This is a genomic window from Paenibacillus haidiansis (genome assembly GCF_036553665.1).
GTDB classification, from domain to species: domain Bacteria; phylum Bacillota; class Bacilli; order Paenibacillales; family Paenibacillaceae; genus Fontibacillus; species Fontibacillus haidiansis.
This window is the reverse complement of the sequence record NZ_JAZHPZ010000005.1, coordinates 91,471-115,747: the sequence shown is the minus strand read 5'-3', so window position 1 is coordinate 115,747 and position 24,277 is coordinate 91,471. Positions and strand designations below refer to the sequence as shown.

At 48.9% G+C, this 24,277-nt stretch carries 12 protein-coding genes; 7 read left to right on the top strand and 5 right to left on the bottom strand.

The window, feature by feature from the left end:
- Positions 1-46: 46 nt before the first annotated feature.
- Positions 47-1,831, bottom strand: a complete 1,785-nt coding sequence (locus tag V3851_RS12110; protein ID WP_331846797.1) for a hybrid sensor histidine kinase/response regulator transcription factor — start codon at positions 1,829-1,831, stop codon at positions 47-49.
- 190 nt (positions 1,832-2,021) lie between these two features.
- On the opposite strand from V3851_RS12110, the gene V3851_RS12105 reads away from it, so the two are divergent.
- Genes V3851_RS12105 through V3851_RS12095 form a run of 3 tightly spaced genes read left to right on the top strand, consistent with a single transcriptional unit; the run spans position 2,022 to position 4,623 of the window.
- A complete protein-coding gene (locus tag V3851_RS12105; protein WP_331847053.1) occupies positions 2,022-2,933 on the top strand; it encodes an ABC transporter ATP-binding protein in 912 nt (303 codons plus the stop codon).
- Complete coding sequence (locus V3851_RS12100; RefSeq protein ID WP_331846796.1) at positions 2,930-3,865, top strand: ABC transporter permease; 936 nt, start codon at positions 2,930-2,932, stop codon at positions 3,863-3,865. Before V3851_RS12105 ends, V3851_RS12100 begins: the two co-directional genes overlap by 4 nt.
- A 53-nt stretch (positions 3,866-3,918) precedes the next feature.
- Entirely contained in the window at positions 3,919-4,623 is a 705-nt protein-coding gene (locus tag V3851_RS12095; RefSeq protein ID WP_331846795.1) for a DUF4097 family beta strand repeat-containing protein, read from the top strand.
- A gap of 97 nt (positions 4,624-4,720) precedes the next feature.
- Here the strand turns inward: V3851_RS12095 and V3851_RS12090 are convergent, their stop codons facing one another.
- From V3851_RS12090 to V3851_RS12075, 4 genes are all read right to left on the bottom strand, one after another.
- Entirely contained in the window at positions 4,721-5,266 is a 546-nt protein-coding gene (locus V3851_RS12090; RefSeq protein ID WP_331846794.1) for a 50S ribosomal protein L25, read from the bottom strand.
- Between the two features lie 338 nt (positions 5,267-5,604).
- On the bottom strand, positions 5,605-6,384 hold the full coding sequence (locus V3851_RS12085) for a class B sortase (RefSeq protein ID WP_331846793.1): 780 nt from the start codon (positions 6,382-6,384) through the stop codon (positions 5,605-5,607).
- Positions 6,385-6,403: 19 nt separating this feature from the next.
- Entirely contained in the window at positions 6,404-12,730 is a 6,327-nt protein-coding gene (locus V3851_RS12080) for an MSCRAMM family protein (protein ID WP_331846792.1), read from the bottom strand.
- A 540-nt stretch (positions 12,731-13,270) separates the two neighbouring features.
- Entirely contained in the window at positions 13,271-18,034 is a 4,764-nt protein-coding gene (locus V3851_RS12075; protein ID WP_331846791.1) for an S-layer homology domain-containing protein, read from the bottom strand.
- Positions 18,035-18,510: 476 nt separating this feature from the next.
- On the opposite strand from V3851_RS12075, the gene V3851_RS12070 reads away from it, so the two are divergent.
- The 4 genes from V3851_RS12070 (at position 18,511) to V3851_RS12055 (ending at position 23,743) form a co-directional block, all read left to right on the top strand.
- Positions 18,511-19,137 carry a flavin reductase family protein gene (locus tag V3851_RS12070; protein WP_331846790.1) on the top strand — a complete coding sequence of 209 codons (627 nt, stop codon included), beginning with the start codon at positions 18,511-18,513 and terminating at the stop codon, positions 19,135-19,137.
- 153 nt (positions 19,138-19,290) lie between these two features.
- Positions 19,291-21,669, top strand: a complete 2,379-nt coding sequence (locus V3851_RS12065) for a glycoside hydrolase family 16 protein (RefSeq protein ID WP_331846789.1) — start codon at positions 19,291-19,293, stop codon at positions 21,667-21,669.
- 199 nt (positions 21,670-21,868) lie between these two features.
- Positions 21,869-22,687 carry a helix-turn-helix transcriptional regulator gene (locus V3851_RS12060; RefSeq protein WP_331846788.1) on the top strand — a complete coding sequence of 273 codons (819 nt, stop codon included), beginning with the start codon at positions 21,869-21,871 and terminating at the stop codon, positions 22,685-22,687.
- 102 nt (positions 22,688-22,789) lie between these two features.
- Positions 22,790-23,743 (top strand): aldo/keto reductase, encoded by a 954-nt coding sequence (locus V3851_RS12055; RefSeq protein ID WP_331847052.1) that lies wholly within the window; start codon positions 22,790-22,792, stop codon positions 23,741-23,743.
- Positions 23,744-24,277: the final 534 nt, after the last annotated feature.

Genomic DNA, 24,277 nt, shown 5'->3' with positions numbered 1-24,277 from the left:
TAGGGGTACCACTTGTTGTGGTGCCCCTTTTCCCTATTGCGCATCGTTATGTCAGACACTCAACCCTCGCCTTCTCTACAGCCTCCTCACGGCCATTTACTTGCAGCTTCAGGTAAATAGATGATATATAATTGCGCACCGTGCCTTCCGACAGATGGAGTCTCTGGGCAATTTCCTTGTTACGAAGTCCTTCAATCAGGCACCGGAGGACATCGGTTTCCCGTTCGGTCAGTTCGTACGGATTCGCTGCCTTATCTCCCGTCTGGTATTGGAACAATTGATGGGCCATATCCCGCGAAATCATCGTTCCCCCGCCATATATGAGCCGTATAGTCGCGGCTAACTCCTTAGGGTGTATCGATTTCAACAGATAGCCCTCCGCCCCGATACGAAGTGCCTCGGACGCCAGAGAGACATCCTCTATTGTCGTAATCATGATGACCCGAATGTCCGGCCACATTTCTTTAATGGACTTTGTAGCCGCGATACCATCCATTTCCGGCATTTTGATGTCCATTAATACAATATCGGGGCTATACTCCCCGCATTGGGCAACGGCCTGCTTGCCGTCGCCAACAACCGCTACTTCAAAGTCCTTCTCTTCTCCTAACAGCAGCTTTAAGCTCTCACGGATCAAGGGTTGGTCATCCGCCAGCAGAATTTTGATCTTCTGTACGCCTTCATTAGAAGTATTGGGGATCGTACAGGTTACCATCGTACCTGAGTCCGCTTGCGAATGGATGTAGAGCTTACCTTGCAATGGGGCCAGTCGCTCCTTCATGCCTGTCAGACCGAATCCAAATTGAAGATGATCGTCGCCTCTGCCATTATCCTGCACCTGCAGCACTACCTGCGCATGTTCATATTGAAGAAGAACTTGAATCACGCTGGCCTGCCCGTGGCGACTCGCATTGGTTAGAGTCTCCTGCAAGCAGCGGTACAAGACAAGCTTGGCCTGCTTCATTACAGGGTACGGCTCGCCAATCGTGCGGAATATAACCCGAATCCCGGTGTTCATCTTGAACTCATCCATAATTTGAAGCAGCGATCGATCCAAAGGCAGTGCCTCCTCAATGGGGTCCATCTGATGCACCTGACGGCGAATATCGTCCAGCCCCGTTCTCGCCAGCTTGAGCATACCTTGCAGTTTGGCGTCTCCCTCATTCGAATGAATATGGGACTTCAATGTCTCCATCCCGAGAATTAAGGAAGTAAAAGTATGACCCATCGTATCATGCAGCTCGCGAGCCATACGGTAACGTTCCTCCAGCAGCGTCATTCTTTCAATTTGCGAGGAATACTGCTCCAAAATCGTATATTGCTTTTTGATCAACGCAAGCTTCTGTTTGATGGCATTGATTGCCAACGCTCCTTTTTGCAATGCAAAACTCACGCCATAAATGACCATCGCATCGAATATGCTTTGCCATATGACAGAATGCGACAACGACGAGCTGATGGAATTCCCTGCGCTCAAAACGAACAGCATCACAGCAATGGGCAGCGAGTACCAGCGGGAACGGCCCCGGCTATAGAATGCAATCGTAAAGAGAACGGGCGGGAACAGTCTTATTAAGCCAAGGTCGTAGGCGAGAAACAAGGATACTCCACCGGCAAACAAGCACTCCGCAATCAGATATTGGTAGTAGCGTCCTTTCACAAATAAAAAGGGGATGAGATTACACAGTAAAAGAGGGACAAGCACCATCCAGAAAGGAAAGCTGGGCTGATCCCGGTACATCAAAATAATAACGGCGAAGACCCATAGGGTACGGATGGCAAGCATGGTCCATTCCTGCCACGACCACCGGTTTTGTTTAGGAAGGCGCATATGCACAACTCCGTTCACTCTTATTGAAATGAGCGGTAAAAGCCCGTTTTTCCTTGTCATATCAAGGTCATGACTCCTTGTCACTCGGCTTTATGACAACCGTTCTGTTAGTTTGAGGATGGCTGAGATGAATCCGCCAGAATACGGAAATTATATCTTATTCCAATTGCTATTAAAAGGAGTGTTTGCATTGTCGCTGCTGCAAGTGAGTAGTCTCACGAAAAAGGTAAGAAACAAGACCATTGTCGATCAGTTGACGCTGGAAGTGGATAAAGGAGAAATCCTGGGACTCCTTGGTCCGAACGGGGCAGGAAAAACAACGACGATTCGGATGATCGTCGGCCTTATTTCCAAATCGGGAGGCCAAGTACTGATTGATGGCACAGATGCTCATGCCCACTTTGAAAAAGTGATGAAGCATGTAGGCGTGATCGTGGAAAATCCGGATTTGTACAAATATTTATCAGGTTATGACAATTTGATTCACTTCTCCCGTATGACTCCGGGTGTGACAGAAGCGAGGATCCGGGAAGTCATTGCTCTCGTTGGATTGGAGCATAGCATCCATGATAAAGTAGCGACCTACTCCCTGGGCATGCGGCAGCGTTTAGGCCTTGCCGTCGTTCTCGTCCATAAGCCTTCCCTGCTTGTGCTGGATGAACCTACCAATGGACTCGATCCGGCGGGTATCCGCGAGCTTAGAGGCCACTTGAAGGATCTGGCGCACAAAGAAGGTGTCGGCATTATGATCTCCAGTCATCTCATGTCCGAGATGGAAATGATGTGCGACCGCGTTGCGATTCTGCAAAAGGGTAAGCTGGTTGGCGTTCATAAAATATCGGATATGGCCGATGACGAACGAACCCAAGTCCGATTCGAGGTCGACCGTCCCGATTTGGCGGTACAGATTCTGCAATCGATCATGTCCGGCAAAGAAATCACGACCGATCAGCAGAACATACAAGTTCATATCCCCAAGGCGAAAATTCCGGAGGTCAGCCGGAAGCTGATGGCTTCCGGAATTAACGTGTACGGCGTTCATTCGGTCAAGAAGACCCTGGAAGACAAATTCATGGAGATAACGGGAGGAGAAGGACATTGATTCCATTAATTCGCAATGAAAACATGAAGATTTATAAACGGAAGCGTACGTGGGTGCTGATTGCCATAGCCCTGGTGTACGTACTGCTCCAAATCGTGAATTTGAAGACAGCCGGGAGCGGCACTACAAGTGACGATTGGAGAACTCAGCTGGAACAAGAAAATATGCAATTCCGCGAGGAAGCCGCCGAGCCGGATGCGCTGAAGATAGAAATCAAACAAGCCGAGAAAAACATCTTGCTCAATCAATACTATTTGGATCAAAACACCCAACCAAGTAATAATGCGTGGAACTTTGCGGTAAGTCAGGTGCGGAATATCATTTTTGCAGTGTCCCTCATCTCCGTCATTATCGCCGGCGAGATCGTGGCCGCAGAATTCGTATCCGGCACGATTAAGTTTCTATTGACCCGTTCGGCTAGTCGCACCAAAATCTACATTTCCAAATATATCACCACCATCCTGTTCGGGCTTATGCTATCGGCAGTCGGAGTACTCGCATCGATTCTCCTTGGCGGCCTCATATTTGGTTTCGATGGATTGGCGGACAGCTATTTCTATGTTAAAGATCATGCGGTTGGAGAAGTTCCGATGCTGCAAGCTTTACTTGCAGGGTATCTGCTTAATATCCCATTCCTGCTTATCGCGATTACGTTGGCATTTATGATTTCCGCCGCCTTTCGAAGCACCACCTTCTCCATCGTGATTTCCCTGCTCGTCTCGTTGGCTGGGTTCGTTATCGCGATCGCTATGGACGGCTGGGCCTGGACGAAGTATTTCATCTTCTCCCACACCGACCTTACGCCGTTCATCTACGGAAACCCTTCTATTGACGGGGTAACGTTAGGCTTCTCCCTTGCGTTTATCTTGCTCCATCTCGCAATCATGCATTTAATATCTTACCCTTTGTTTGTAAAGCGCGATGTGGTCTGAGATTAGCAGATTTTTAAAGGACAAAAATTCTGCAAAGGAAATGGAGAATCATTATGAATAGAGTGAAAATCATGCATGGCTTTCTACTTGTAGCGCTATTGCTGCTGGTTACGGCCTGTGGAGCAAAAGGGGAATCAGCGGCGGAGAAATTGAAACTACAAGCGGACGGTCTGACGAAGCTTGTCATTGATCATCGGAATGGGGATATTAAGATTCTGGGGAGCTCTGATTCGGATAAGATTGAAGTCGATGCTTTGGCCAAAGCCGATGGGGTCAGCGTGAATAAACTGGAACTAAGGCTGGAGGCACAGGAAGACACCGCTTATTTAGATGCACGGTTTAGAGGGCAATTCCTTGCTACGGGGTCGGGAGCAGTCGATTTGGAAATCAAAGTCCCGAAGCAGCTTGACCTGGAAATTAAGTCACATCGTGACGGTGATGTCCGCATTTCAGAGCTATCGTCTAATGCCAAGATTGACAACATCAATGGAGATATTCAAGTGTCGAACCTGTCAGGATCACTTGAAATTGATAACCGGGACGGCGACATCACTATTCGCGAAATCGGTTCGGATGTGGTTATTAGCAATATCAATGGCCATATTTCGGCCGATCAGGTAGGCGGATCAGTCGAGGTACAAGTCGGTGACGGCAGCCTGGATGTCGACCACGTAGCGAAAGATGTATCTATTACGCAATCAGGTAATGGGGAAATCAAAATTGGTGAGGTAAAGGGCAGGATCCTCCAGAATAAATAACAGCAAATGAACCACTCCGTTTCCCGCTTCAGCGGGGAACAGAGTGGTTCTATTCGATTACATGTTTATTGTGATAGCCTTTCTCACTTTATGATCATTAAGGCTTCGACACGGATATGAGAAGCTCGTTATCCCCGGAGATGACCGTCACATTAGGCGGTAGGATCAGGTCCTTCACAAAGCGCGTATCTCCGATTTCCATCGCGCTGATATCCAGTTCAACGGTAGATGGCAAGTCTTTCGGGAAAGCCTCCACTTCAACAAACGGGTCCTGGATTTGCACAGCTCCGCCCGACTTCGTTCCGATCGGAGTACCTACGAATTTCACTCCGAGCTTCGTACGAATGATCTCACCCGTCTGAACGAGCTGAAAGTCGACATGGACAAGCTCTCCGGTTACCGGGTTCCGCTGAAGATCCTCCAGCAGCACGGTCATTGACCGGTCACCTTCCATCTGCAGCTCAATGAAGCCGGATGTCCCTTGCTTTAGCCACTTTTCAAATTGTTTAGTGGAAATATGAATGATTTCGTTATCTGCGTTTTTACCGAACACAACCCCCGGCAAACGCCCCCCCTGACGTAAATTGCGTAGTCCCGAAGAATTTAATCGCGGACGTCTTTCTGTATGAATGCATGCAGCCATGCTCTACCTCTCCTTTACATGAGTGATCTTAGCGCTGTAACAGCAGCCGTCGAATCTCCCCTGATCGGGGATTAATAGAGAAACATAGCATCCGGACCTCCATCCTTTCAGATAGATAGCAATACATTAAATGTAAAAAACCCGCAAATATAGACGAAGGCACCCCACTCTGAAGAGTGGAATGCCTATGGGTTTCATCTACTATATCATAGATCGGTGGAGATTGATACGGGATTTGCTATTCATATAGCTTGCCGTATAGCAACCAAATTGGAAAAAATCGCGTCCTCCAACGGGAGAACGCGACAGGAAGCAGATTGATTTCGTGTTTCGATATATTATTGCAGCTTTCGGGCGACCACGGCCAATCGACCGTTGTCGGTCGAATACTCGCAGGTTGACAGTACAATAAGCTGATCGCCATACTGGGCTGTCACGCCCGTGTCATAAAGAGCAAGATTTTTGACGTTCTGAACATACGAATCGAACTCGGCTGGCGTGCTTACATTCTCAATCTGGTAGTATTTAAAACCGTCGTCCGATTTGCGATAAACTTGTGACAGAATAACGGCAACAATCTCATACTCTTCCTTTTCGTAAAGCGTGCTGAACTGGAACGTAGCATGCTCTTTATAAAAGCTTTCGTTCTTGTACTTCATCAAATCTTTAAACATCCAGCCGCTTTTCATGTGATGCCCGTGAATCAGCAAAATGTCCGAACCGTTGATCCGGCTGTGCTCGTCCAAAAAGGGGAGGCCGCCTTTGTTTTCCTTTTTATCGAAATCATGATTGAGATAGTACTCCGCATCCTGTGGATTCTGCATGACCGGGTACTCAATTCGGGTGCCGTCAATCTTTAGCCAACCCACGATGTCCGGATTCCTCTCGTAAAGCTCTCGAAATTCGGGAAGCATGACCGGCTCATTCGCCTTATTGAACAAAAGGGAGGGGAATGCATCCCCTCCGCCGTTGTCCGACCCTTCCTCCCAAACTTTTGTCAGCTCTTCGATTTTCTGCCGCTCAGCATAATCTCGCAAGAGAACTCTCGCAAGACTGGCGAGAGAAAATACCAACACAAGGAGGGAAACGGCGATAAGAAATTTTTTAGTTTTACTCATTTCCTTACCGCCTTTCCGGTCATTGGATGTGTTTCTTCTTCTTGTTACCTGCTAGACAGAACCCGATCGTCATCAAGGACATTAGCGCCAAAGCCATATAGAAGATTGGCGATACGCTATTGTCTCCGGTTTTCGGAGCATCGTCCAGCTCAGTGTCGCCGTTGCCGACTTCGTTGTTGCCGTTACCGGCTCCATTATCAACGTTATCCGCTCCGTTGGTTCCGTTATCGGCTCCATTATCAACGTTGCCAGCATCGTTGTCGCTGGTGTCAGCACCATTGTTGCTGGTATCGGCTCCGTTATTGCTGGTGTCGGCCCCATTGTCGACGTTGTCAGCTCCGTTGTTGCTGGTGTCGGCTCCATTGTCGACGTTGTCAGTTCCGTTGTTGCTGGTGTCGGTTCCATTGTCGACATTGCCGGATCCGTTGTTGCTGTTGCCGGATCCGTTATTACCGCCGCTGGATCCGTTGTTGCCACCGCCATTGCCACCGCCGGAACTTACCGCATTCAACTCTATATCGTGGCGTACGATGTCGGTTCCGACCGAGATAATCGGGCTCGTATAAGTTTTATACCCGGCTTTCGTTACAACCAGATAATAATCCGTGTCCGGGAACACCATGTACGCGTAGGCGCCGTTCTCGTCGCTGTTCTGACTTGGGCTGGCGTTATTGTTAGGTTCAAAGCCCGGAATTTCAGACAATGTCACTTTCGTGCCCGGCACGATGTTTTTCTTCCTGTTCCGCTCTGTATCGGCATAGTACAGCGTCACTTCGGCGCCCTCGATCACCATGCCGGTCTTTTCGTCCGTAATGATGCCGTACGGGTCAACGAGCTCCTGAGAAATATTTAATTCCCCAGTCGCCTTGACATCCAGATTCGCATCCCGAATGACTGTCAGTTCCATGCCTGGCGCAAACTCGTAACGCACTTCCATTTTGTAGTTCCCCGCGGATAAGCCATCCACGGAGAAGCTGCCGTTCGAAGCCACCGGAAATGCCTTGGGATGGCCGTTCTCTTCAATATAATTATCGTCCGCATCCTTCAAATAAATGCGCATCTTGTCGGCGAGCTCGCTGCTCAGCAGCGAATCCTGTCCTCCAGACTGCTTCAGAAGCACGACGCCTACAGCCGTAATGTCCGCCGGAATCAGTTTGCCGCCTTTCACATCGCCATCGACATACGCTTTTTGCGTGAAGATGAACGGCTTCTCAACACCGTTTACGTTAATCATTTTCGTGTAGCTGATCGTATAGTCGCCGCCATACGTCACAGGGTGGAAGTACGCGCCATAGGCGTCGGTCGTGATCACTTGCTCGTTGCCATTCGTTTTGTCGGTAATGACAATGGTCGCATTCGGAATCACTTCGCCCGTTTCATTGTCGCGCAACACTCCGATGATCGCCGCCGGAACGGCAGTTACTTCCGTGTCGGCGCTCAATTTCCCTTCCGTCAGACTGTCCACTTTGGCTATAATGGTGTGCTTCTCAGTTATTGCAGTTTCCAGTTTCGGCGGTATATAAAGGATGACGGCTTTCCCTTCCGCATCGGTCGTTACTCTGCGTTCGGTGTTATCCGGCAGTGTAAAGACGATCTCGGTGTCCGCAACCGGTTTGCCTGCATAATCGGTCAAAATGGCCGTCAGTTCCGAAGGCGTCTCGCCGTCTCCAGGAACGGTATCCGGATTTGCCGTCAACGTCAGGTTGCCGGGGAGATACTTCGCATTGACGAAGCGCGCTTCTTCAATCTTTTTCTCCACGATCGTGCCGCTATATTCCCGGTTCTCCGGGTTAGCGGTGTAATCCTCGTCCGAATAATCGGTTTGGGTGACTTTATAGCGATCACCGCTCGGAATGCCTTCAATGCCGACGGTTTCCCCATGCTTAAGGGTAATCGTCCCGCCGGTCTTGACCGTTCCCGTAGTACCGTCCGACTTCGTATAGGCGTAAGCGTCACCTGCAGCGGCGTCCGGGAATTCAACCGTAAATACAAACCCCTTGCTCTTGTCCGCTCCGGTGCCTTCCACCGTCTCGCCGATCAGCAGTCCGCCGTACACCATCCGAGTGTTGACGATCCTCTCTTCATGGTCGCCTCCCTCGGTAATGGTGCCCGTCGTTTTCCGGTCCGGCCAAGTTGTCGTGTAGCCTTCGCTCGTATAATCGGCTTCGGTAACGGTATAGGTTGTATCCCTAGGAATCCCGTCGATCACGGCGGTTTCTCCATGCTTGAGGGAGATTTGGCCGCCGGATTGGATGGTTCCCGTCATACCGTCCGACGTCGTATACGTATACGTTCCGTCCGCACCCGGACCACCGAAAGTTACGGTGAAATCGAACGCCTTGTTCTTGTCCCCGCCATTACCCTCGACCGTCTTCCCGATCGTCAGTTGGCCGAGGAGGTACTTGGCGTTAACGAAATTCGCTTCGACCGTTTGCTCCGCCACGATGCTGCCGGTACGCGTCCGATTCTCCGGATCGGTCGTGTAGCCTTCTACCGCGTAATTTTCCTGGACGATGGTATAAGTGATGCCGTCCGGAATATCCTCGATGGTGATGGACTGGCCGCCTTTCAGCTTAACGGTTCCGCCATCGGCCACGGTGCCGGTTATGGAGCCGGTATAGGAATACGACTTATGGTTGCTGAAAGTAATCGTATACTCAAATTCCTTGTCCGGGTCCGCTCCTTGTCCTTCGATCGCCGTGTTCAGCTGCAAATCGCCGGGTACCCATACCGGGGTTGGCACAACCACCGGGTCAGACAAAGTCACGAGCTCACCGTCCACAAAGGTCGGGCTGTCCTTCACGTCGGCAACACGCACCGTGTAAACCGTTGTGGTAGGCAGATAAGTATTCTCGTCGATATAGGTCTGCTTCAACTGGTAGAGCCCCGGTGTCGGGATCAGCAGCATAAGCTTACCGTTGGCGTCCGTAGTTCCTTTGATGGTATTCCCCTGCTGATTCTTCGCCTCCGTTACGCCATCGGCTTCATACAGCGTAAACTCAACGCCCGGCAGCGACTTGTTTGCGGGGTCCACCTTTTGGATATACAGCACGCCGTTAGACCCTGCGGCGCCGCTTACGTCATTGGCATCCAACGTGGTTTGCTCGCTTGCCTCGACGGGCGGCAGGCTGTCATCGCCTAACAGCTCGATTTTGTTGCCGACTATTCCGGGAGACATCCCGCTCGACTCGGTCTGATAGACGAATTGGTAGAACTGGTTCGGGTCCTTCATCTTGAAAATCAGCTTGGTGGGATTGCCATCGGATTTCTGCATCTCCACTCTGACCTCAGGGTCGGGACCGGTTAAATCGAGCGCCGCGCCATCCCTTGCGAGAGCTCCGCTCGGGGTCATCGTGGCACGGTAGACCGCGATATCCGGAGATGTCAGCGATAGCTTGCCGTTCTCATCCTCACGCAGCTTCAACCCTGCCCCTAGGGTGTCCTGCAAATAGACTTCATCCGTCATTGCGAAGGACGGGGCGTAGTTCACCGTCCATTCCTGAATGCCTGGGGCAGGCTTGGTTACCGTCTTGGTCAATGAACTAAGCGGAACAATCACTTTGCGGCTATCCGTATACTTGATTTCAACGTCGCCCCACTTGATCGTCAACTCAGCTTCATTAACTCCCTCATATTTCGTCTTGCCCGCCGCGATCTCTGCATTTAGCTTCTCCGCCGTAGGGCTTGCTTTCACAAAAATGACGTAAGGACTTTCCAGCTTGGAGAAGGTAAAGGTGCCTACGTTGCCGCTTTGGTTACGAGAGAAGCTGACTACATGGGCATCAGAGTCTGGCGGAATAGGGCTCTCGGCCTTAACTTGGGTACCGTACCCCGTATCCGAATTATTGCTTGAATAGCCTCGATAAAGCTCATAGAATTTCCCGCTCGCATCATAGGGGACAAATTCCCAGCCCTCAGGCAAGGTGTCCACCAGCTGAATGTCGCTGGCTACCCGATTTGCGCCGTACTTAGCCATCTCTTCAGTGTCCAAGCCTTTATGATTAACTGCGAGACGGAAAGTCGCAGTTTTCGTCACCCGGTCATAGCCCGCGATCGTCCATGCCTCGTTACTATCGTTCGTAATGTAGCTGTTGATATCGTTAGACGTAACGTTCTTTTCAGGTGTGCCGTCCGCTTTCAAAGGTATGGATGCGAAGAGCATCCCCTTATCAAGCATATTTCCGTGACGATTTACATAATTTTGTGCATAAATATTTGAATATTTAACACCGTCAAACAAATATGCACGGTTGTATCTAGGGGCTGCGTAACCCGAAGTCGAATACTGCCCTGCGAATTGTTTCGGGTCGGTCATCAATGTACGGAAGGTGAAGCTCGCTTGCTTGTCCGTGTAACCGCTGACCTTCAATAGATCCGCCACCTGAACATCGTCCTGATACAGGGGGATCACTTCCCATTCCAAATCATCGCTGGCAGTAGTAAAGGAATCCTCAAGAAACTGCAGGCCGATCAAATCTGTATTCCCCTTAACACCGTTTGCAAGTGTCGTCAAAACCGTTGAATCCACCTTACCCTTCGAATCCAGCTTGCTGGGATCGATGAAGTTCGGGGTTCTGCTGTGCACCAGCAGGTCATACACCACTGTGCCGGGATCATCATACTGCGGTGTCAAAGTCACCGTCCATGTGGCGGCACCGATCTTGAGATCGTCAGCGGTCAATGTGCCGCTCTTGGTCAAACCATGCGCGCCAACGGTGATCTCTGCGAAAGCACTCACGGTTTGGGGGTTATCCCCTACAGTCGCATCGTTGTCCTGTAGGCCCCCCGGAGGATTCTCCAGCTTCCAGTTGGCGCGAGCCCAATTCTTGAAGTTGCTGCCACTGTCAACTTTGGACAAAATGACTAGCCTAACAGCGTTGTTTTCCCCTCCAGGAATAGAATAAGTATCATTGTTTTCGCCAGTCGGGGTAATTGTTGTTGACGCAGACCAATTATTCGTGTTTGTATCCCACAGTTGATAAGCGGCCGATTCAAAAATCAGCCCGTTCGGCAGAGCATCAGTGATGGTGAAGTTCTTTAGACCCTGCTTGTTGTAATTTCGGTTCACATCGATGGTCCATGTCACAAAGGTGTCTTCCCCCTGCTTGCTCACCACACCGGTTTGTTGAATCCAATCGGGATAAATGTTGACGCGATAAGAGCTTGCCTTGATCAACTCATTCCCGTTCTCATCCTTCAACTGAGCGGTAGTAGCGATCTTCTGACCGCCATCATTTCCAGGGACAGGCTGGTACTCATAATAGTATAATCCCTTTGGAATCCACGTCTTGAAAGTAATGGTCGCCTTATCGTCAGAGCCCGGCGGGAAGGTGTAGGACAGCGCACCGTCTGCATAAACCGGAGTCACCTTCTGCTCGTTGACTGTGAACGAATCTTCCACATAGACACCGGCAGCGTTGTAGCTGACATCCTTGCTAAGGTCGTCATAAAATGTCGTTCCTTCCAGCGACAGCGGAATAGTGTTATCATTCAGGTCAGTTGCTGCAATATCGACCTTCCACGTAATTGTTCCGTCTGCAAAGGAATTCTTACCTAGGTTAACATAGCCGTACTGGCTCGGTTTAACACTGTCCAGAGCATTTATCGCTATACTGTACTTAGGGGTCAGCGGAGGATTATTCATGGTATATTGCTTGCCGAATATGTCTGCTGTTCCATCCTCCCCGTAGTCTATTTCCGATAGATCCCCTTTTGCGGCGAGTGTTAGGTTGATTAGAACACCGAATTTGATACCGTTAAAAAACACATCATCACCATCAAAAGTAATGGTGACGGCAGCCTCGCTAAAAGTAGCGGTCGCGATTTTCTGGCTTCCCACCATGATCGCCTTGCTGCCTGTTGCCGTCAGGTTTACCCTGGGGAAGTAAGTGGCTTTGTCAAAAATCACCTTGTCGCCCTTCTGGATGATCGACTCAGGATCGGCGCTTTGATCGTCGCCATACACCGGCACTTTGAGATTGGTCAGACTCAGGGTGAATGGCTGTCTGCCGTTAATGATACCAGTACCATCATCCGGCACAGTTTTCTCGTCCTGTATGACTTCCAGTGGAAAAGGCGAATTGGCGGCCTCTATGACCGACGTTTTGTCCGCCGGATCTACCGCCATCATTAGGAAATCGGGCGGCATCTCGTACACCGCTTCAGTCACCGACGACGGATCGTCATACACGGCCTCGGTTACCGAATACGGTCCGGCTGCCGTCCCGAAACCGTCTTGCGCACTCCCCGCATATGCGGAGGCAGGGAGCGTCACCGCCTGCAATGCAAGCAATATCGCCAAGCAGAAAGATAGCACTGTTTTACTTACACTGCGTTTTCGCTTCAATACAAAAAGCCCCTCCATTCACGAAATTATTAAATCTCTTATCTACAGCAAGGTCATCTACCGAGATGTAACTTGCGAAGTTCCTTCTTTTTTTCACCTCCTCTATAGAAACTGATTGGCTTGTTGGCATATGTAGTAGTGCTCTCTTCTCACAAAATCTTCTCCCATGAAAGACATCGACAATAGGATAGCTACATATGACCAGCCTACTTTAGTTCTAATTTTAATATCTAAAAATTGAGAAGATTTACCTAATTAGTGTAAATTATTAGACTTTTTTCGACAAGACCCAAAAAACTTACGTTAATACCTTGGATAATCGGCTCAGGATACCTACACGTTCACCCAAATTTCCACAACTTTCTTTTTCATAGTTTAAAAGCCTAGTCTCTACAAATTCTCTACAGGGATGCAAGGGCATGGTAAGGGCAATGACAAAAACTTCTCGGCAACATTCATACTCTTTGCACAAAAATGGCGATGTAAGGGAAGTGCCCCTGCATCGCCATTTCTGATTTTAGTCCCCGTACTTCTGTTTATCTACTCCAGGATGATTTCTCCGCCTTCCAACCGAAGCTTGTAATAATGATCCTGAGACGCTTCCTCAATAGCTTGAAACGCGACTTCGAACACCTGCGCAATTTGCTCTTCCGCCCAATGTCCGGCGACATCATTGAAAGGATGGCCCGCTTCGCCCGTCAATCCTTTCCAACGCGCAATGATCGCGGCCAGTTCCGCTCTTGTGATCGCTTTGTCCGGCTGGAAGCTGCCGTCCGGCATACCCTTCATGAGGTCCACATTCGTTACGAATTCAATCGATTCACGTGCCCAGTGATGCTCCGGCACATCCGGATAAACTACAGCCTCTCCGTTCGCTTGTTGCCCCAGTAAGCGATACAGGATCATCGCAACTTGAGCACGCGACAGAGAATCAGCCGGTTTGAACGTACCGTCCGCATAGCCGACGATGTAGGCCTGATGCATACCGTCCGCTTCCTTATTCAGGTTCAGAATCGTAAACGTACTGAATTTCTCAATGCTGAAGCTCAGGCCCAGCTTGCCTTCCGTATAGTCGCCGATCTCCGGCGTTACCAATTTCCGTTCTCCGTCGCTATGCTCAATGAAGATAGCCAGATTCGCCAGGAATACTTTCCGCTTGTCTGCGTCCGTCGGCACATGACTGCTGTCCATTGGCAATGTGATGTATACCGAACGGCTCGACATATTCGTCTCAATCGTAAATGGACGATCGACCACATATACGTTTCCGTCTTGCAACACTTCCCGTACGACTTGCTGCTGCTTCGCCCGGTCTTCAACCTGCTTGCGATCGCTCTCCTGCTTGATCGGTACCAGGTAGAAGTAGAGATTCTCGTTCAAGCCGACCAACGAATCGTTCGGAATCGTAATCAGCCCGTTATCGGTATATATCTCCAGATCGAGACCCGATTCTTGCACAAGTTTCAACGCATCCAGCGGCACATCGACACGCACGTCTTTCACTTCGTCCTTGTCATCCGGAATGACGATGCGTACGGCGGAAGCATCCATCTCCAGCGTTTTCTTCACGGATTCTGCCGCTATGTCCGCCTTGAAGGTTACTTTGTCGCTCTTGGTGCCATCGGAGTTGGTTGTCCGCACGATTTCGGTCTTGGCGACTGCGCCTTCCCCTTTCGCTTCGACCTCCACCGTGATTTTCTCTATATTAGACGGCTGGCCCGAGCTGCCTGTATTCGAGCTTCCACCTGTATTCGAGCTTCCACCTGTATTCGAGCTTCCACCTGTATTCGAGCTTCCGCTGCCGCCTGTATTCGAATTATCGCTGCCACCTCCAGACGCAGACCTCCGCGTCACGTGAATGGTGTAGGCCTTCATACTGCCGTCTTGCTCTATCACCTTGACGATGATTTCATTGGTTCCTACTTGCAAAGTAATCGGGTCACTGGCTACTCCGCTCTCAACGGGCTTGCCATTGATCGTGATCTTTATGTCCGAGCTCGCTGGTGTGACCGTAAATGAAATTTCTCTAATACTATTGTTGACGGTCATGGTGTAAACGTCATCGGTGACGCTCCACTGCAACTCACCGGTTGATGGTACGATGATTACCGATCCAGACTTGTGCGCCAAGTCTTTTCTGGCTTTCTCCAACGCTTTCAGTGCCGATTCCACTTCTGCTTGGGTAGCGTCTTCCCTTTCCAGCACCTCTTGGGCTGCCGTCAGTTGCTCCTGATACGCGGCCCAGCTCGCTTCCGTGTAGTCTGTCTCGGTCAGGCCTTTAGACAGTTCTACTTCCGCTCGCAGCTCGGCTTTGTCTACTGCTGGCGCTGTGATTTCTTCCAGCGCTGTTCTAGCCGAATTCAGCGCCGCATAGGCTGCATCCACTTCTGCTTGGGTAGCGTCTTCCTTTTCCAGCACTCCTTGGGCTGCCGTCAGTTGCTCCTGATACGCGGCCCAGCTCGCTTCCGTGTAGTCTGTCTCGGTCAGGCCTTTAGACAGTTCTACTTCCGCTCGCAGCTCGGCTTTGTCTACTGCTGGCGCTGTGATTTCTTCCAGCGCTGTTCTAGCTGAATTCAGCGCCGCATAGGCTGCATCCACTTCTGCTTGGGTAACATCTTCCCTTTCCAGCACCTCTTGGGCTGCCGTCAGTTTCACCTGATACGCGGCCCAGCTCGCTTCCGTGTAGTCTGTCTCGGTCAGGCCTTTAGACAGTTCTACTTCCGCTCGCAGCTCGGCTTTGTCTACTGCTGGCGCTGCGACTTCTTCAAGCGCCTCTCTTGCTGAATTCAGCGCCGCATAGGCTGCATCCACCTTTGCTTGGGTAGAGTCTTCCTTTTCCAGCACTTCTTGGGCTGCCTCTAACGCTTCTTGTAACTCTATCCAGCTCTCGCTGGTCCAGTCTTCGGCTTTCAGCTCTTCATCGTTGATTTCCGTTACTTTCGCCTGCAATTGTGATTTGTCTACGACTACAAATTGTTTAGTCACAGTCTCCGACTGTGTTTTATTTTTATCGGCTATAACTTCGATCTTATATGGACCGATATTCAGGGCCTCATCAACTGGGAGCTCCCAGTTCCCGCTCTCGTCAGCGGTTCTCTCTTCCTCAGTGATGACGATAGACGGATCTGTCGCACTAACGATCTTAATCTTTACTTTTGCAAAAGGTTCTGTTACACCTTTCAGCGTCGGATTTGTCCCCGTAATCTCGCCATCGCTACTCGGTTGCGTTAATTCATTCTTGAATAATCGCCATACCAGAGTATTGTTTTCATCATAACTTGCAAGAAGAGCGCCAGAATCTGCAATCAGATTTTCGATACTATCCAAACCGTCTTCTGTTACTCGTCCAAACTGCGTCCCCAGGGCCATACTCTTCGTGGTAATACCTGCTTCTCCAGTAAACACACCGTTTAGAATAAGAGTTTTATTGACATCCAGGTTAACGTTGAACTCTCTTCCGGCCGAATTTTTATTCCCAGTTATGACTGCATCGCCCGAAAGAACGATCTCACCACCGCGGGATTGAACTCCTCCACCAATATTGTCCGTGATTTGGCCGCCGGTCATAATAAACTTTGTTCCAGAATCAACCAACACCGCCGCACCTACCGGCGGATTCGGTTGATCATACTTATTGCCTCTAATTTCTCCACCATTCATTTCTACAACCGAGCCGTTGCCACTGATTTGGATTGCACTTCCATGATATTGGGAATTGCTGTTTCGTAAAATAGTACCTTCTTCAATGATCAGTTTTGATCCTTCAAAGACATTAAAGATTCTTCCATTGATCAGTTGATTGTCGAAGCCGCCGTCAATGATAATATTTTTTAATGTTAGCTGGCTATTTTTAAGACCAAATAGCGTTTCTATTGCACCACTTGGCTTGCCACGCTTAATCACCGCTGTTTCTTTGATTTCAGGGGCAGTAGAAATCGTAATTTGCTTGGCTTCTATTCCAACGCCTGTCAGCTCGATATCGTCCAGGACATATATCGTCCCCCCGTCATTTACTTCTGCAGAAGCTTTGCTCAATGTAGCATAAGGATTCCCTGGAGATCCATCACCTGTGGTGTCTTTGCCATAGCTGGCTACATAAACACCGTCTCCTACTTCAAATGGTCTAGTCACAGGCTCAGACTGAGTTTTATTTTTACTGGCTATAACAGTGACTGCATATTTACCTATTTCAAAGGCCTCACTAACTGCAAGTTCCCAGTCCCCGTTTTCGTCAGCGGTTACCTCTTCAGTAATGACGAGAGACTGATCTTCGGCACTCACGACCTCAATTGTTACTTTAGCATTAGGTTCTGTTACACCTTTCAGGGTCGGACGTTTCCCTAAAATCTCGTCATCCTTACTCGGTTGGCTCAATTCATTCTTGAATAATCGCCATACCAGATTATTATTTTCATCATAACTTGCAAGAAGAGAGCCGGAGTCTGCAAGCAGATTTTCGATACTACCCATACCGGCTTCTTCTACTTTTCCAAACTGCTCCCCTGGTACCATACTATTCGTGGTAATACCTGCTTCTCCAGTAAACACACCGTTTAGAATCAGACTTTTATAAATCGCTAGGTTAACATTTTGTGCTTTTCCGGCAGATGTATTTCCCGTGATATTTGCTTCACCCGAAAGAACGATCTGACCAGTAGCATAGCGGAACTGAACTCCTCCGCCATTATTGTTCGTGATGAGGCCGCCGGTCATAATAAATGTTCCATCATCAACCACGACCGCCGCACCTGGAGCTTTCAAGCTATTATTGCCTCTAATTTCCCCACCTTTCATTTCTACAACAGTATCGGCGTCATTGATATATATCGCACTTCCCACATGTTTGGAGTAGCTGTTTTGTAAAATAGCACCTTCATCAATGATCAGTTTTGAACCAGAGTAGACATTAAATAATCTCCCATCAAGCGCCCCTCCTTCGAGGTTGCCGTCAATGATAATATTTCTTAATGTTAGCTGGCTCTTATCAGTTAGTTGAAATAGTACTTTAGCGCTTGGCTGGCCACGCTTAATCACCGCGGTATTTTCGACATTAGGGGCAGTAGAAATCGTAATATGCTTGGCTTCTTTTATTTCAACAACTACTTCAACGCCACCTGTCAATGTGATATTGTCCAGGACATATATGGTTCCCCCGTCGGGTACCCGTTCATAGGCCTTCTGCAATGTAGCATAAGGATTCTCCCGAGTTCCATCACCTTCGGTGTCTTTGCCATCACTGGCGACGTAGATGCCAATTTCATCATCCGCAGCATAGCTGACTGGAGTTCCTAAACTTACCCCCATCCCGTGAAGACAAAAGTAAAAATCAGAAACAAAATCCCAATTTTCCGCAAATTCATGTCATAGCTTTGCATTCTAATCGTTCCTTTCAAAGTTGTATAGAAGTCTTTGCATTGGAAATACCCAAAAAACCCCATTATAAGGGACTTATGTAAGCCTTTCATTTCAGAAAGCACACAGGAAGTGGTAGACAATAATCTACTTATCCTCATCGCAAATTTTGACAAGATTCTATCACAGCTAAATAGACAAAATCTCAACAAGTCCGACGTTCATAGAAATTGGAGGCAAGGCCCTAAAGAAAGCCACATCCATTTTAATTTCAAATTCCGCCTATTTTAGTGCATTTTTTAAAAGAGAAACAGGATTTATCCCTGTAGTGTTTAGGAAAAAATATAACAGCAAGAATCTGAATATAATCTTCCTCCTGAAAATAATATACTTACTTTGCATCAAAAACAGGCGGAGGACGTGGTGTCATGCATAAAACAATTGAACCTAAAATATTTTATTTCGGAACCCCAGTTGTCCTGATTAGTACATTAAATGAAAATGGAACTCCTAATTTAGCTCCAATGTCATCGGCATGGTGGTTGAATCAGTCGTGTATGCTAGGGATGAGCGGGAATTCCCAGACTGTCACAAATTTAATAAGAGAAAGAGACTGCGTTTTAAACTTACCTTCAGCAGCACTAGTCAGTTCTGTCGATAAGTTAGCTCTAACAACTGGAAAGAAACAAGTATCAGAAAAAAAGCGAAATATGGGTTATGAATATGTAGAAGATAAATTTGGAAGGGCGAGTCTTACTGCAAGTCCTGCGCAATTAGTGAAAGCACCGGTTGTAAATGAATGTCCTGTTCAGCTGGAGGCAATTGTTAAGAACATTCATTCATTTGATGAACCTAGTGCGATCAAGGCGATAGAAGTGGAAATAATAAAAACCCATATTGACGAATCTATTTTAGTAGAAGGAAAGAAAAATTATATTGATCCTGAAAAATGGAAGCCTCTTATCATGAGCTTCTGTGACTTTTATAGTTTAGGAGATAAAATACACCCTTCCCGGTTAGCAAAACCATTTATTTCTCAATATGATATTGATTAAACCTAGTATCGCAGTAATTTTGTGACCCCACCCGAAAAATGGCACCTATCTATCTGAGGACCAGATTTGATAGAATAAAGACACTCCCCTATGTAAGTATTTTCCTTTGTGTGCATAGGTTGGGAGAAAATCATTATTTGAGGGAGGGTATTCATGAAGCGATCTCGGTTTTCGGAAAGACGGCTTGTTCAAAAAGTAATAAGTTTGTTTCTGGCGGCAGTGATGGTGGTCGGCGTCAGCCTGTTGCCGGCTCCGAAGGTTCAGGCGGCTGAAGGAACGGGAACCACCATTACCTCGATGAGTTATTTTTCTGCGGCAGACGGACCGGTCATCACAAAATCCGGAGTCGGGCAGGCCAGCTACGGGTTTGTTATGCCCATATTCAATGGAGGCTCCGCCACCTGGAACGATGTTGTCCAAGACTTGGGCGTCAAAGTGAAGGTGAACGGCAACTGGGTCGATATTGATAGTGTCGGCAGCTTTGTCTACAACCAGAACTGGGGCCACTGGAGCGACAGCGGCTTTACCGGCTATTGGTTTGTGCTTTCCGCAACGACAGAAATTCAGCTGTACTCCAAGGCGAATGGGATTGCGCTTGAATACACCCTTGTATTCCAAAACATCAACAAAACAACCATTACGGCGATGACACCTACGCAAGGACCGGAAATCACAGCGGGAATTACGGGCGGAGCCGGCTTCACCTATCCGGTTTTCAACAATGATCCGGCCATCCCTTTTGCAGCGGTTGCCGATGATTTGAAAGTATACGTCAAACCCGTAAACGGCAGCCAATGGATCGATATCGACAACAATGCGGCCAGCGGCTGGATCTATGACCAAAACTTCGGCCATTTCACCGAAGGCGGCGGCGGCTACTGGTTTAACGTCACGGAGTCGATCCATGTCAAATTGGAATCGAAAACCTCTTTGGTTAACGTCGTTTATACCATCACCTTTAATGAACCCGTAAGAAATTCATACATCATTACTCCCTATGAGGGAACAACCTACACCGCAAATGAAAGCGGTGCCATTGGTTTGCCTCTGCCCAAGATTGACGGAAGTGCCCCAATCGCCGACGAGCTGGAGAATTTCGTATATCAGATTCATATCAATGGGCAATGGGTCAATTTGGGGGATTCCGGGCAGAGCGGATTCGTATACTCCTCCAATGGTTACAATAACCTGTCCAGTGCCAATCAGTGGGGATATTGGGTCGACTACATCTACGGGCTGTGGTTCCAGCCTATCCAGGAAGATATGCAAATCCGTATCGGCTACCCATTAAACGGGCAGGCGGGCGGAAACGTCGGTGACAATTTCGTCTACTACACGTTTATCGGAAATCCCGACGCACCCCGGCCGGATGAAGCCGATCATGAGGATATTCCTCTCGGCACGCCAAGTAATCCGGCCATTGAGGGAATGACGCTCGTCTGGCAGGATGAATTTAACGGAAGTCAGCTTGATATGGATAACTGGAACTATGAGCTGGGTTATTATCTCAATGACGACCCGGGTACTTGGGGTTGGGGCAATGCGGAGCTGCAGCACTATACCAATAGTGCGCAAAATGTATTTATCCAGGACGGGAAGCTAAATATCCGGGCGTTGAACGAGCCGAAGTCCTTCCCGCAGGACCCAAGCCGGTATGCACAATACTCTTCCGGTAAGCTTAATACCAAGGACCACTTTTCACTCAAATACGGCAGGGTCGATTTCCGCGCCAAGCTGCCTACGGGCAATGGCATCTGGCCCGCATTCTGGATGCTTCCGCAAGATCAGGTCTACGGCACATGGGCGGCATCCGGTGAGATCGATATTATGGAGGCGAGAGGGCGTTTGCCCGGCATTTCTTCCGGAGCCATCCATTTTGGCGGACAGTGGCCCGCAAACACCTATAGCTCCGGCGAATATCACTTCCCGGCAGGGCAAACCATCGCCAATGATTATCATGTCTATTCCGTAGTCTGGGAGGAAGACAATATTAAATGGTATGTGGACGGCAAGTTTTTCTTTAAAGCTACCCGGGATCAATGGTACTCCACAGCTGCGCCGAACAATCCGAACGCTCCTTTCGACCAGCCGTTCTACCTCATTATGAATCTGGCGATCGGCGGGAATTTTGACGGCGGTCTGGCTCCGGGTCCCGGCGACATCCCCGCGACGCTCCAGGTAGATTATGTGCGTGTTTATAAAGATGACGGCAGCCAGAATCCCGAGGAGCCGGAGGAGCCCTCCACGATTGTTATTGGCGATGAAGTGAAGGGCCTGAAGAAAACAGGCGATAACTTGCTGTTCTATGTCAACGGCGCAACCTTCGCCGATTTGCACTATAAGATCAATAACGGCGTACAGCTCAACGTAGCCATGACTTCCACGGGGAACGGCAACTATACCTATGCGGTCAATAACCTGCAGCAAGGGGACACCGTCGAGTACTTCTTTACCTATAACCCCGGACAGGGAGCACTGGATACCCCTTGGCAAACTTATGTTCATGGGGTTACTCAAGGAAGTCAGGATTAAGGTCAGTCTTATCTAAAAACAGGGCTCCCGGACTAAGGGAGCCCTGTTTTTTTAAGCGAAGGTTGAGACTATAAAAATAACAAGTTTTCCACTGATTAGCCAAGTGATATGTTAGTTAGAAAATGTTATCGTTATTCTAAAGCGATGGTGTGTTACTAAATGAAACTCAAGTACCAAACATTGAGGTGGTGATTGATCTATGACGGTTACTAACAGCAGAGCAAAAGTGATGGGATCGTTCCTCAAATCACGCAGAGAACGGCTTTCGCCGGAAGATGCGGGCCTGGAGTTCGCGGGCGGGCAACGGAAGACGCCTGGACTACGGCGTGAGGAAGTCGCCGTACTGGCAGGCGTAAGCGTCACCTACTATACGTGGCTGGAACAAGGTCGGGATTTGACACCGTCCAGAGATGTGATCGATAGCATCGCCCAAGCACTTCGATTATCTCCAGCCGAAAAGAGTCATTTACATCAGTTATGGAATCCTCATGTATCTGAGACGCCTTTTGCGACTCCGTCCGTAGTGAATCAGCAGATGCAGAAGATTATCGATCAGTTGGGGTACCCTTCTCATATCACAAATGAGAGGAGCGAAGTACTCGCTTGGAACAAAGCAGCCCAAGAGACTTTTGCCGACTTTGCTTCCATTCCTGTCGAAGAACGTTATTTCATCCGGTTGTTGTTCGAAGATACGGAAATGCGCAATCGCATCGTGAATATTGAAGAATTCGCGAGATATTCGGTGGCCGTGTTCCGAACTTACTACGATAATCACCGGGATGATCCTTGGTTCGAGACGACGGTGGAGCATCTTATCCGAAACAGCGCCGAGTTCGAACGAATTTGGAGCCAGTACGACATTCAACTCAAAAAAGTAAACCGGATTATTTTACAACCTTCCGGTGTCCATCGACCTGTTCCTTATGATATCCATTCGTTGGTGAATCTGTCCGACCGCCCGGATATTCATATCTGCATTTATACACCGGATACAGAGGACCCGGGTGCTGGCCGTTAATATTTTTACTAGTAAAAGCGTTGTGTGGTTGCCTCGGCAGGGATCGTTTAGAATGGGCTCATGTTCGAAAGATCCTAAGATCAGAAATGAGGGAACCCTATGCTGCAACAAAGAAAACTAGGGAACGAAGGACTTGAAGTGTCGGCCATCAGCCTCGGAACGATGATGATGCCTGACAACGAAGAATCCGTGCGTACCATTCAGGGAGCACTGGAATTGGGTGTGACGATGTTTGATACGGCCGACCTTTACGGGACGGAATACCAGCTCGGGCGTTTTGGAGAAAACGAGAAGCTTGTCGGACGTGCCCTTAAAGGACGGCGTGACAAGGCCGTTATTGCAACCAAATTCGGCATCACGCACGGTCAAGGTCCGAAAGGAGATCCCGCCTACATCAAGAAATCCGTGGATGCCAGCCTCTATAGCCTGGGACTGGATTATATCGATCTCTATTACCAGCATCGGCCCGATCCGAATACGCCCATCGAAGAAACGGTCGGCACGATGGCCGACCTCGTTAAGCAAGGGAAGATTCGATACATCGGATTGTCGGAAGCACCAGCCGATATTATCCGAAGAGCTCATGCGGTTCATCCGATTACCGCGGTTGAAACGGAATATTCGCTTTGGAGCAGAGAAGTGGAGGACGAAGTCCTCCCGGTTCTAAAGGAACTTCGTATCGGCCTAGTTCCTTACAGCCCCCTTGGCCGCGGCTTCCTGACCGGCCAGATCAAGAAATTCGAGGATTTGCCGGAAGACGACTATCGGCGTTACTACCCACGGTTCCAAGGCGAGAACTTCGCAAAGAATGTTGAAGTCGTCTCTCTGATCGAGAGAATGGCCTCCCAGAAAGGCTGCACCCCCGCCCAATTGAGTCTGGCCTGGCTCCTGGCACAAGGAGAGCAGATTGTGCCGATTCCGGGAACGAAACGATTGGACCGCGTCCAGGAGAACCTAGGAGCGCTGCAAGTGACGCTGTCACCCGACGATCTGGCGGAGATTGAACGCATATCCCCCAAGGGCGTGGCCGCAGGCAGTCGCTTCGGCGCCTACTGATAAGACACAGACCCCGGTAAAATCCAGTGCATTTATTATTTTCCGAACCGGTTAAGACGACACTAGTACCTCACCCCTTCTTTATCTGTCCGATTGGACAGGTAGAGAAGGGGCTTCTTTTACATATGTGCTGACACCTTTACTGACATTGCTCTTTATATTTGGTGGGGTCCTCGTTCGGTGTCTGTGAATTAAAAAGACAAGTGCCTCCACCCAAAATATACTAAAAAGTGATAAATTATATCAATAAAAATATTGACTCAGAATTAAGTCTCAATATTCTTTCAACAGTTGCTAATTTCTCCCCCAATGCCAGTCCAACATTGTTATGAATAACTTCCAAGCCGTTTCAGATACGTTAAGGGAATTCGCTTGTGTCGAACAAGAATTTTGCGAAGAATTTCTTAATTAAATCACGGCCACCACTCTCGCTTTACCACTATTTGTGATACGGCTCACCGTACCCATTAAACGGCGAAAAAGGCACTCGCGTCCGAGTGCCCTACTTCATTGTCACCATTTTACTATGCGTCT

Bases quoted from the DNA above. Each gene is read 5' to 3' on its own strand.
- V3851_RS12110 (WP_331846797.1), bottom strand. From the start codon at position 1,831: ATGCGCCTTCCTAAACAAAACCGGTGGTCGTGGCAGGAATGGACCATG.
- V3851_RS12095 (WP_331846795.1), top strand. From the start codon at position 3,919: ATGAATAGAGTGAAAATCATGCATGGCTTTCTACTTGTAGCGCTATTG.
- V3851_RS12090 (WP_331846794.1), bottom strand. From the start codon at position 5,266: ATGGCTGCATGCATTCATACAGAAAGACGTCCGCGATTAAATTCTTCG.
- V3851_RS12085 (WP_331846793.1), bottom strand. From the start codon at position 6,384: ATGAGTAAAACTAAAAAATTTCTTATCGCCGTTTCCCTCCTTGTGTTG.
- V3851_RS12075 (WP_331846791.1), bottom strand. From the start codon at position 18,034: ATGGGGGTAAGTTTAGGAACTCCAGTCAGCTATGCTGCGGATGATGAA.
- V3851_RS12070 (WP_331846790.1), top strand. From the start codon at position 18,511: ATGCATAAAACAATTGAACCTAAAATATTTTATTTCGGAACCCCAGTT.
- V3851_RS12065 (WP_331846789.1), top strand. From the start codon at position 19,291: ATGAAGCGATCTCGGTTTTCGGAAAGACGGCTTGTTCAAAAAGTAATA.
- V3851_RS12060 (WP_331846788.1), top strand. From the start codon at position 21,869: ATGACGGTTACTAACAGCAGAGCAAAAGTGATGGGATCGTTCCTCAAA.